The sequence below is a fragment of the Paenibacillus sp. G2S3 genome (genome assembly GCF_030123105.1).
GTDB lineage: Bacteria > Bacillota > Bacilli > Paenibacillales > Paenibacillaceae > Paenibacillus_AQ.
Window position 1 is genome coordinate 1,425,171 of sequence record NZ_CP126095.1, and the last position, 10,814, is coordinate 1,435,984.

Here is a 10,814-nt window from a genome sequence, read left to right on the forward strand (position 1 = left end):
GAACGGCTCGGTAACCATTTACAATGAGGTTAAAACGGGCGAAGCCGGAAAGTGAGCGCTGATAATGAACAATTATCGTATTGAACGAGTGGTTTTGGATGATTTAGAACGGCTCATCCCATTATTTGATGAATATCGAGTATTTTACGGAGCAGCCTCTGATCGGGACGGGGCACGGGCTTTCTTAGCCGATAGACTAAAGCTGGATGAATCTGTAATCCTTATGGTGGTTGAGGGGGAAGGCGATGCGAAACGCGCGTGGGGCTTCACACAGCTCTATCCTTCTTTTTCATCAGTAACGATGGAGCGCCTCTGGATACTGAATGATTTGTTTGTTACTGAGGGATTGCGAGGGCATGGCCTAGGTTCCAAACTGCTGGAAAGTGCTAGAGATCACGCCCTCTCTACGAATACGAAGGGCTTATCCCTAACAACGATGACGGAGAATGTGGGGGCGCAGCGGTTATATGAATCGCAAGGCTACATTCGGGATGATGAATTTTATACCTATAACCTTTTTTTCTAAAGCAGCTAGAGAGAAAGTCGAGTAAGGGGCGTTAAAGTGGAAACAAGTCATAAGTTGGCAATCTTTTTTGATCTTGATGATACGTTGTATGATCATCTGGTTCCATTTAAAGAAGCTGTACGGGAAGTGCTCACCCCAGATGAGAGTAGTCTGGATTTTGCGGAGTTATTCTATAAAGTGAGACATCATAGCGATTTGTTGTGGCCGATGTATTTGCGTGGCGAGATCCCGCTTGAAGAGACGAGGGTGCGCCGTCTGGAGCTAGCTTTTGCTGAGTATGGATTGCAGATTGATCGTGATCAAGCCACAGCGATTCAAGCGGCATATATTGGACGTCAATATACGATTCAGATGATTGATGGCGTGCGTGAGCATCTTGAACGATTTATTGCGAACGGTCATAAGGTAGGTATTATTACGAATGGACCGAAGGAACATCAGATGAGTAAGATTCGTGGGCTAGGCTTAGATCAGATTATTCCCGAGGACATGATCTTTATTTCTGATGCTGTAGGTCTTGCTAAACCGGACCCGGAAATATTCGTACACGTAAACCAAAAGACAGGTACTTCGCCGGACAACTCGCTTTATATAGGGGATACTTGGGCTAACGATGTAGTTGGAGCGCTCGCGGCTGGATGGAAGGTTTGTTGGTACAATCCTAGAGGCAGACAACCGGCTACGGATCATGAGCCTAGTTATATTTTTACTAATTATAAGGAATTTGGTGAGCTTCCTCTTGTGTGAGAGGAGGTACAAAATATAAGCCATGCGAGAGAAATCTGCGCATGGCTTATATTATTTTGATAACTAATTTCCGGATAGCTGAATGCCGCGCCACCCGCTTACATCGCATTGGCCATGTTCGTTATTACCCGCAGCAACCACCGTGCCGTCCGATTTAAGCAGGGCGGTATGAGTACAGCCCGCCGCAATCGCCACTATATCGCGCCAGTCACTTATATTGCATTCGCCGTGCTTATTCCAACCCACAGCAACCACTGTGCCGTCTGATTTAAGACCGATGGTATGATGGCTACCTGCCGCTATAGCCACAATACCGTGCCAGCCGGTTACATTACACTGGTCTTCATGATTTCGACCCGCAGCAACTACCGTACCGTCCGATTTAAGACCGACGGTATGAAGGTAACCCGCCGCTATAGCCACTATGTCATGCCAATCATTTACATTGCGTTGGCCATACCGATTATTACCCACAATTGTCACCGTGCTGTCCGTTTTAAGCCCGACGGTATGCCAATCACCCGCCGCAACTGCTACTATATCACGCCAGTCACTTACATTGCATTGGCCTTCATTATTTCGACCCACAGCAACCACCGTGCCATCCGATTTAAGCCCGACGGTACGACGCCAACCCGCGGCAACCCCCACAATATCAGCCCAGCCGCTTACATCGCATTGGTCATACTTATTCCAACCCACAGCTGCCACCGTACCATCCGATTTAAGCCCGATGGTATGAGTATTACCTGTATGAGCATTACCCGCAGCAACCGCTATCATATCGCACCAGTCGCTTACATCACATTGGCCATATTTATTATCACCCACAGCCGTGACCGTGCCGTCCGGTTTAAGCAGGACGGTATGACGATAACCCGCTGCTATGGAAGGTAAGGGTTTCACAAGGTTCATAAATCTCGCTCCTTAAAAAAGCTTGCTCCCTAGAAAGCCAGCTTCGGCTCAATGGGACAAGCTTTTTTCGTTTACTCTGCGAAACTGTACGTTGGATCTGTCAGGTTCATTCTTTCTTTTATACCTTTAGTGGCATAGATTTTGTTGTCGTCGGTAATAAAGAAAGCTTCAACATCATCAGGTAAAGATTCAAGATATTTCATGCCCTCCTCGATTCCCATCAGGAATACCCCAGTGGATAAGGCATCCGCATCTGTTGCATTCGGGCTCATAATGGTAAGGCTTTTGAGACCGTTCTGTGAGGGATATCCTGTGCGTGGATCAAGGATATGATGGTAACGAATATTGTCCTGCATAAAATACCGTTCGTAAACACCAGAAGCATCGATGACCTCATCTGAGATTTTAATGGTTCCTAGCTGTGTGCCACGGCTTTGATCTGGATCCTGCAATCCGATATTCCATTCCTTTCCGTTTGGCTTCTTACCGAGAGCAATAATACTGCTGCCTCCGAGGTTAATCATAGCGCTATTTAGACCTTGCTCTTTCAAATAATCAGCGATACGGTCAGCAGCATAACCTTTACCAATGCCGCCCAGATCTAGCACCATATTTTCCTTCATCAGCTTTACAGTTTTCGCAGCTTCATCAATTTCAACGTCCTTGTAATTGGTTAGGCTCTTCGCTTTATCAATTTCAGCTTGGGGAGGGACCTTATCTCCACCGCTACCGATATTCCAAAGATCGATTAACGGACCGATTGTAGGATCAAATAGCCCGTCCATTTCCTTTGCGTATTGTATGGATTGTTTAATTACATCCAGGGTCTCGTCAGAAACAACAACCGCTTCTTTTCCTGCTGCCTGATTGACTGCGTAAGTCTCTCCACCTTCTTTGGTGCGGCTAAGCTCCATATCCATTCGCTCCAGCATCTGCTGGATATCATCCATATTTTTCTGTTCTACTGTAGCACCGAACACTTTGATATTCACAACAGTGTCATAAATATAAAAGGTTTGTGAGAGAGACTTTTCCTCTCCTTTTCCGGATGTTGTTGCGCTACCCGTAGTTCCCGCTGTTTTATCGTCCTTATCCTTAGTAATTAGCCAAGCGCCGACAGCTATGAGGGCGATGACGATTACAACGAGGATCAGCGTCGTTTTTTTGTTCTTGAACATATTCCACCATCCATAAAGTTAGTTTCTAAAACAAAACACATTATTTATATCATACCCCAGATAACAAGTTGATGGAAATTAATTTCATGACACATTTAGGGATATAATCGGGCGACATAGAAAAAAGCCCCGCATCCTGATTCGGAACGGTGCTACAGATTTAGAAGTAAACGATGCTACTTAATCGAGCATATATTCACTATATTTATTCTTGCGAGGATTTAATACGAAGAGGATACCCTTGGCATATCCGCTAACAGCTTTGAAATTCCGTTTTAGAGTTGCTTTAGCCGTCAGACAAGTCAGTGTCCAGATCAAGGCAGCATAATTCATAAAAGGAGCTTTACGCAAGTTGAGCAGATAGTAGTGGTTGATGGCGGTAGCATGTGCTACAACGCCTGCCTTATCGCGAGAGCCTGGCGACTCATGATGGATGATTTTCATGGCGGGATTAATCACAAGCTTGCCATAGCGGCTGGCCAAATGAGACAAATAAATATCTTCGGCTATGGAATAGCTTGTCATCCATGGATAGGGTTTAATATCACGTAGTGCCGAGCGCCGAAAGGACATATTGCAGCCGTGAAAAAAATCAGTTTCAAATACATGCTTCTTCTCTCCCCAAAGGAATTGCGAGCCTGCAAACATACTTGCCGACAATCTGCCTGGTGATCCGGACATTTGTCCGGTTAGCATACCGAATAGCCTGCTTGGCATGCTACTATGTATGCCTTTGGCTACACCACCTACACCAACTATGGAATTATCGGCTGCATAAGTATCTAGCAGTCGTCGAATATATAAGGAGTCATCTAACTCTGCATCGTCATCTAAGTTAAGCATAATTTCTGCATGGATCAGTCCTAGCGCTTCGTAACGGGAAAGCCAGAGACCAGGCTTAGTTTTGCGATGATAATGAAGTTTAGCCTGCGGTAACCCAGTTAGTATTTCACGATAATAGGTTAATCTGTCCTCAGGGATCTCACCGTCGTCCACAATCCATAGCTCGATGGAGATGTCCTCAAGCTGTGTCTGCTTGCCAATGGACTCTATGCACACCGTAAGGTCGTCGATTCGGTTACGGGTAGGAACCACTATAGATAGATCATACATATCTTGAATCTCCCTTCAGGACTTCTTTCGTCCGCTAATCTGAATGTAGTCTTCCGGCGAAATGGTTACCTTGATTCTATCGTTCCTGAAGAAGAGCGTATATACCACTTTCGTATACTTTTAGTTGGGGTTCAGGTCTAAAGAGATTATTTGAAAATAAAAGTTAAGTTTGTATTTTTCGGTTTTTAACTATATAATAGTAAGCGACGAATATTTAGTTATCAATCTTATTCAGCAGTAACTAATGAACAATAATATTAGGAGGTTTTTTCATGAGAATAGATATTTGGTCCGATTATGCGTGTCCATTTTGTTATATTGGTAAAAGACGTTTGGAGAATGCGCTGAGTCAATTTCCGAACCGTGATCAAGTAGAGGTGGTATTCCGTAGCTTTCAACTAGATCCACACGCAGAGGTGAGTACAGATAAGAATATTCATGAGCTGTTGGCTACCAAATACGGCATGTCTATCGAAAAAGCAAAAGCAATGAACGCTCAGTTAGCTGAGCAAGCGCAAGATGTGGGATTGGAATTCAATTTTGATACAGTGAAGCATACGAATACTTTCGACAGCCACCGCCTGAGTCACTTTGCAAGCTCAAAAGGAAAAGGTGCAGAAATGTCCGAACGTCTGCTACGTGCCTACTTTACGGATTCATTGAATCTTGGAGATCGCAGTGTACTTGCTACACTTGCTGCTGAGGTAGGGCTGGATCAGGCAGAAGTTGCGGCAATGCTGGAGACAGATGCTTATACAGCTGAAGTGAATGGTGATATCGAGGAAGGAAGTCGTCTTAATATTACCGGTGTGCCATTCTTTGTGTTCAACAATAAATATGCTTTATCAGGTGCACAGCCAGGACCTGTATTTACAGAGGTATTGGATACTGTGTGGGCGGAAGAGCAAGCGGGACCAACACTGCAAGTGGTTGGCAAAGGGAAATCTGACGTATCTACGGATGATGGCTGCGCAGATGGATCTTGCAATATATAAAATTTGTATAGTGTTGAGAAGAAGAGATGGAGAAGTTTCCATTTCTTCTTTTTTTAGTTCCGAAACTCAGCTCTGTTCTACACACTAAAAAGACAAGCGCCCCCGAATCTATCCGGAAACGCTCGTCTTTTTAAGAAGTGTTTATCTAAAAGAAGTGATAAAGCTTGTGAACAAGGTGCGGACATCGTACTGATGCTGATTGATTGGCTCGATAGGCCGGTTAATTCCGAGCAATGTGTATACTGCAGTTCTTGCCGCTCTGATCGAGTATTCTTCCGTGAATACAACATCATCTGGAATTTCGCAATATTGTCCAACGAAGGCAAGGTTAGTAGAGCCTTCAGGAACTACTTTTGGTCGGTCACTATTTAATCTAGGCATGAATTGTGAAGTGATATAAGGCATCATACATGGAATACAATTAGCAGTTGCCATGATCTCGTCCTTATGTTCTTCGAAATGAAGATGACCGATTAATTCTTCCATAATTTCTTCCCCGGTACATTCGCTCATTTTCTTCTTCACGAAGTCTCCTACGTTGTCAGGGTACAGACCGTAGCCCCAGAATACTTTTACATGCTCTGGTTGATTGCGGAAATGCGGTTGGAAGGCTAAGACAACGGACATTAACCAGCTCGAATCTTTAAAGGTAACCAATGCGCCAGTACCTGCACGATTGCGAGTGAATTTCTCCATAAGATCGAAGAATTTGGAATCTTGGAAGGTCACGGTAAAGGACTCCCATTTCGAACCATCGATATGATCATCGAAGGAGGATGGATTGCCGAGACCTGGTTTTTTGGCAGCGATGTTCTCCCATAACTTCCAAGAGCTACCCTTTCCATTGAGACGTGGAGCAGAGGTCATGGATCCAAGGCTGGAGCCTTCGGTCATGGAGCCGTTCGTGACGATTACGATATCGTCTTCGCTTATGTTAATAACGTCTGGGACACCTTGGCGTAGGACGTTCATTTGGGTTACGGTAATGCCATCTCCATCTTTGAACTGCAGGTCAGTTACTGTACATTTCAGTGTAAAGTCTACGCCGAAGCCTTCGAGATATTTATGCATAGGTAAGATGATGGAATCATACTGGTTATATGGAGTGCGGGTTACGCCTTCCAGAGTTTGAATTCTTGGGAACTCATGAACGAAGCGAATCATATATCGTTTAAGCTCTACAGCGCTATGCCAAGGTTGGAAGGCGAAAGTAGTAGCCCACATATACCAGAAGTTCGTAGTGAAAAAGTGTGGACCAAACCAGTCGTTAATCCGGGCTTTTCCCATTTTTTCTTCCGGTGTAATAATCAATTTACCCATCGCAAGCCGGTCAGCCATATCAAAGCCCATGGATAATACATCTTCCACCTCACCGTTGCGGTTTACGAGTCTAGCGTTAGCATGTGTTGGATTGGCGGTATCGAATTCTATAATCTCTTCTCTAACGGATTTCTCTGGATGGTCGAGGGAGGGAATCGACATGAGTAAATCCCATGTATTCTCATAGGTCTCATCGTTGAGCATCCGGCCACCGCGAATGACATAACCGTGCTCAGCGTCACCTGCGCCGTCGTTGCTGCCACCGAGAATCTTCATCTCTTCAATAATGTGAATGTTCTGTCCCGGAAAGTCACAGTCTCTGACCAGGTAAGCCGCGCCCGCTAAGGATGCAATTCCGCCACCGACAAAATAAACCTGTTTATTACCGTACTCTTTTTTCACAATGGTCGCCTCCAAGTTGTTGTTGAAATAATCACACTCTTAATGTAAATCAACTTCAATTTCGAAGGTATAATCAATCCTTTTAGAGTGTATGGTTTTTAGTCATTACGGTCCATGTGTCTAGTTTTTAGACAAAAAAAACCGCTGAACCCAAAGGTTACAACGGCTTGTTCTCATATTTGTGCAAAGCTTTTAGAAAATTTCCCTCAATGAGTACACTTAGCTTCTCGATAATGTGATCCGGATGCTCCTTCATCCCATCTCTCATCCACTGAATGACGAGGCCTGTGAAGGCCAGTGTATAGAAGTTAGCAATGAAATGTTTATCTTCGTGGCTAACCTCCATCCCGGCGGACAGTTCGTTTATGACACCCATAATGAGATCATTCGTCACTTCGTATAGATACGCATCCAGATGATTTCTGCCCAGTGAGTTCAAGGTGTTGCAGCAAAAAGTTTTATTCCGTTCGATGTAGCAGAAGATTCTATAAAAACCGTCCGTCCAAGTACTATAGCTACGATACTGGGCGATGCTTTCTACAGCCTCAGTCTTATAGATCCAACCGAGTAAATCAAATATATCTTGAAAATGATAATAGAAGGTTTGTCGATTTAGTCCGCAATGGTCCACGAGCTGTTTGACTGTAATTTTATTGAGCGATGTATGTTCCATTAGTTCTTTTAAGGAATGGGACAGTGCATTTTTGGTGAGAAAAGAATTGGACAACGATCGATCATCTCCTCCATTCAAGCTTTTGGCCACTGTTTAACCAGCAGACGAATTCCTTCCGCCAATAAACCGAGGGCAAACCCACCACATGTGAAAAAGAAAAAAGCTAGGAGTCCCGCGAGATCCTCCCAACCTGACATCTCTCTATAGGTGTAGCTTAGCATAATTACTGAACCGATGATTATTCCTGTTGTAGTGATTAACCAGAGTAGACGAGCTCCGAACCACGCTAAGACGTTAACGATACCAGATACGATAATGGAAAAGAGTGCGAAGCGCAGCAATAGTGTGACATCCAATGTATGAGCCATCATAACGAATCTGTGCAGAATGAAAAGCAGCCATAGGAAAACACCATAAACAGCCATCCAGATAAACCAACGGTTACTTTTGGTAGCAGGCAGGAATTTCATTTCTGGCTCACCTCTTTTTCCAAAGTACGAACGGTGTGCAGTAGGGATTATACGGAGAAAGATTCCAGTTCTTCTACACTTTGCAGAAGATGATTCAGCAGGTTCGGAATGTCTTCCATCTGCTCTTCCGTGATTTGCCTTTTGAATCGCAGCTCAATGCAGTTATTGTAGGTTTCGCCTTCTTGACCATAAATGAAGCTTAAAGATTGTACGGGATGGAATTCAGGCCCCCAAATCGCTTTGAGAATACTCTCGATCGCCTGACATTCAGCAGGGATATCTTCGATCTCCATATAAAAACGTAACGAAAGATTGCAACCGGGATCCGTGTTAGGCACTTCCAATATTTCATCGCTAAGATCTTTCACAGATGAAGTAAGAAAGACTTCGGCGGTTACGTCCCTGCCAGCCGTCAATTGGAAGGAAAGGCTAAATTCTCTGGACATCAATGCCATATTCAGAAGGTCGGAACGATCCGTAACTACTAGAATTCCGTCCAAATTATCGTAATCGTAGATTTGGTTCTCAAAAGCAATTTTAATATTATCGAAGACAGTAGGATGGAACAATAATGGCACCTTCTTTTGTTTATTAGTATTGTAACATGATCTAAATAGAAGTGAAAAAGATGCCCAGGGACCATATGGACCGGGCATCTTTCGCTTGTTACTCCATGACCTTGAACATGCCCGTCATACCGGGGGCGTGATTCTGAAAGCCATATCGTTCGTAAAAGGTATCATTCCCATGTGATGCGAAGAGTCCGACGAACGCGCTAGAAAAACAATGAGATTGAATATAGTGTATTAGCTGCTCAATAATGACATTACCAATGCCTTGGCCCTGAAATTCGGGAAGCACGGCTACGTCCTGAATATAGAAATACATATGACCATCGCCGACGATCCGCCCCATACCGATAACCTTTTCTTCCTGTACAACGACCATCCCATACACCGAATGAGCCAGAGAGGCTGCGGTCATTTCCGTATTCACGTTCCCCCAACCTACAGCTTCCCATAAGGAGGCATGCTCTTCAGTCGTGGGTAAACGTTCGATACATTCGTAATGATGTGCTGTTGTCATTGCTAATCACCCATTCTTTGTTAAGTTATTGTAGCGATTGTAGTGTAGTAAGCTCCACTGTAATCAGCCTCCTTAGGATGAATGGGTATTCACTGTGATCTTGTTAGTTTGTAGGTGCTGGTGCGGTATATTTCAGGAATGTCTTCGGAATTGGACTTTCGAAGGTCATTAACTCTCCTGAAGTAGGATGAATAAAAGAAAGTACACGAGCATGCAGGCCGAGACGACCTACCGTTTTGGTCTCTGCACCATACTTCTTATCTCCTGCAATCGGATGGCCGATATCTGCCATATGAACACGAATCTGATTTTTGCGTCCAGTTTCAAGCTTTACCTCAAGCAACGAGAAGTGGCGGTTCGCCTGAATGAGCTTATAATGTGTGATCGCATGTAGACCATCGCCTTCGTGAGGACTGGAGTACATTTTTAGGGTAGAGGTTTCTTTTAGCCAAGAGCTCACTGTACCTTCAGGTCTTTTAACGGCGCCTTCGACTAGCGCTACGTAAGAACGTTCTTTCACGGTATCCTTCCACGTAGTTTGCAGTGCTTGCTGGATCCGTTCGCTTTTGGCAAACATCATTACCCCAGATGTATCGCGGTCCAAGCGGTGCACGACAAAAATTCGGTTCTTAGGATTGCTGATGCGGACATGCTCCATAAGCTGGCGGTAAGCGGTCAATTCATTTTCTTCCGCAGTGGCAATCGACAGCAGTCCAGCATCCTTCTGAATAATGATTAGATCATCATCCTCATGGACGATGGTGAGTCCGATCATTTCAGCTACTTGTACAGGCTTCTCTTGATCAATCGTCACAGTTTGACCCGGATGCAATTGAAGATTATGCTGTGTGACTACTTTGCCATTCACTGCTACTTGTCCACGCGAGAGGATAGATTTAATAGCATTTCGTCCACGGCCTGTGATATGGATGAGTAAGAAGGGTAACAGCTCAGAAGGTTCATTTACTGTAAAAGACTTGGGCGCTGCGGGTGCTTTAGCTTTATGATTAAGCTTGCCAGTTGGCTTGCTGTGGGAACGAGTACCTCTTTTGGCTGTTTCTTTGGGATTTCTTCTTGTGTTCATGACTGCATTCTCCGTCCTTTAATATTGTACTCCTCAATATACCATGGGCGGTTAAGAAATACTATGTGAAGGGTAGTAAGAAACGAATTCGATTCATAGATAGAATAGCTGAGCTAGTCCTATCAGCAGGAATAAGCTGAAATATATCCAACCGATCACATTAGCGTATTTTTTTTCCCGGTGCATAGCATTGACTGCATATATTTTACTATCTACAGTAACCAATAGCACTCCAGAGATCAGTAGCGCAATGGTTACGTAGGTTAGCTGACGAAAGATCATAGTAGAACCTCCTATAAACGTCA

13 protein-coding genes are annotated in these 10,814 nt (G+C 44.3%); 3 read left to right on the forward strand and 10 right to left on the reverse strand.

Going from position 1 to position 10,814, the window contains the following annotated elements; translation table 11 throughout:
* Nucleotides 1–64: 64 nt before the first annotated feature.
* Both QNH28_RS06360 and QNH28_RS06365 read left to right on the forward strand, forming a co-directional pair.
* Nucleotides 65–526, forward strand: a complete 462-nt coding sequence (locus QNH28_RS06360) for a GNAT family N-acetyltransferase (RefSeq protein ID WP_283910642.1) — start codon at nt 65–67, stop codon at nt 524–526.
* 36 nt (nt 527–562) lie between these two features.
* Entirely contained in the window at nt 563–1,273 is a 711-nt protein-coding gene (locus QNH28_RS06365) for an HAD family hydrolase (RefSeq protein ID WP_283910643.1), read from the forward strand.
* Between the two features lie 63 nt (nt 1,274–1,336).
* Here QNH28_RS06365 and QNH28_RS06370 read toward each other — a convergent pair whose 3' ends face one another.
* From QNH28_RS06370 to QNH28_RS06380, 3 genes are all read right to left on the reverse strand, one after another.
* Nucleotides 1,337–2,188, reverse strand: coding sequence for an RCC1 domain-containing protein (locus QNH28_RS06370; RefSeq protein ID WP_283910644.1), 852 nt, complete (start codon nt 2,186–2,188; stop codon nt 1,337–1,339).
* Between the two features lie 71 nt (nt 2,189–2,259).
* The gene (locus tag QNH28_RS06375; RefSeq protein WP_283910645.1) at nt 2,260–3,366 is read right to left on the reverse strand and encodes an FAD:protein FMN transferase; all 1,107 of its coding nucleotides are present in this window, start codon (nt 3,364–3,366) and stop codon (nt 2,260–2,262) included.
* 180 nt (nt 3,367–3,546) lie between these two features.
* Nucleotides 3,547–4,479 (reverse strand): glycosyltransferase family 2 protein, encoded by a 933-nt coding sequence (locus QNH28_RS06380; protein WP_283910646.1) that lies wholly within the window; start codon nt 4,477–4,479, stop codon nt 3,547–3,549.
* A 272-nt stretch (nt 4,480–4,751) separates the two neighbouring features.
* On the opposite strand from QNH28_RS06380, the gene QNH28_RS06385 reads away from it, so the two are divergent.
* Nucleotides 4,752–5,474: a DsbA family oxidoreductase gene (locus QNH28_RS06385; RefSeq protein ID WP_283910647.1), complete on the forward strand. Its 723-nt coding sequence runs from the start codon at nt 4,752–4,754 to the stop codon at nt 5,472–5,474.
* A 141-nt stretch (nt 5,475–5,615) separates the two neighbouring features.
* Here QNH28_RS06385 and QNH28_RS06390 read toward each other — a convergent pair whose 3' ends face one another.
* The 7 genes from QNH28_RS06390 to QNH28_RS06420 all read right to left on the reverse strand — a co-directional run bounded on the left by QNH28_RS06390 (nt 5,616) and on the right by QNH28_RS06420 (nt 10,791).
* Nucleotides 5,616–7,196: an oleate hydratase gene (locus QNH28_RS06390; protein ID WP_076284125.1), complete on the reverse strand. Its 1,581-nt coding sequence runs from the start codon at nt 7,194–7,196 to the stop codon at nt 5,616–5,618.
* 157 nt (nt 7,197–7,353) lie between these two features.
* Nucleotides 7,354–7,923, reverse strand: a complete 570-nt coding sequence (locus tag QNH28_RS06395; protein ID WP_042125036.1) for a TetR-like C-terminal domain-containing protein — start codon at nt 7,921–7,923, stop codon at nt 7,354–7,356.
* A gap of 20 nt (nt 7,924–7,943) precedes the next feature.
* Nucleotides 7,944–8,339 (reverse strand): hypothetical protein, encoded by a 396-nt coding sequence (locus QNH28_RS06400; protein ID WP_042185681.1) that lies wholly within the window; start codon nt 8,337–8,339, stop codon nt 7,944–7,946.
* A 47-nt stretch (nt 8,340–8,386) separates the two neighbouring features.
* The gene (locus QNH28_RS06405) at nt 8,387–8,908 is read right to left on the reverse strand and encodes a hypothetical protein (protein ID WP_283910648.1); all 522 of its coding nucleotides are present in this window, start codon (nt 8,906–8,908) and stop codon (nt 8,387–8,389) included.
* A gap of 97 nt (nt 8,909–9,005) precedes the next feature.
* Nucleotides 9,006–9,425, reverse strand: a complete 420-nt coding sequence (locus tag QNH28_RS06410; protein WP_283910649.1) for a GNAT family N-acetyltransferase — start codon at nt 9,423–9,425, stop codon at nt 9,006–9,008.
* Nucleotides 9,426–9,528: 103 nt separating this feature from the next.
* Nucleotides 9,529–10,509, reverse strand: a complete 981-nt coding sequence (locus QNH28_RS06415; RefSeq protein ID WP_283910650.1) for an RluA family pseudouridine synthase — start codon at nt 10,507–10,509, stop codon at nt 9,529–9,531.
* Nucleotides 10,510–10,602: 93 nt separating this feature from the next.
* Nucleotides 10,603–10,791 carry a CLC_0170 family protein gene (locus QNH28_RS06420; RefSeq protein ID WP_283910651.1) on the reverse strand — a complete coding sequence of 63 codons (189 nt, stop codon included), beginning with the start codon at nt 10,789–10,791 and terminating at the stop codon, nt 10,603–10,605.
* Nucleotides 10,792–10,814: the final 23 nt, after the last annotated feature.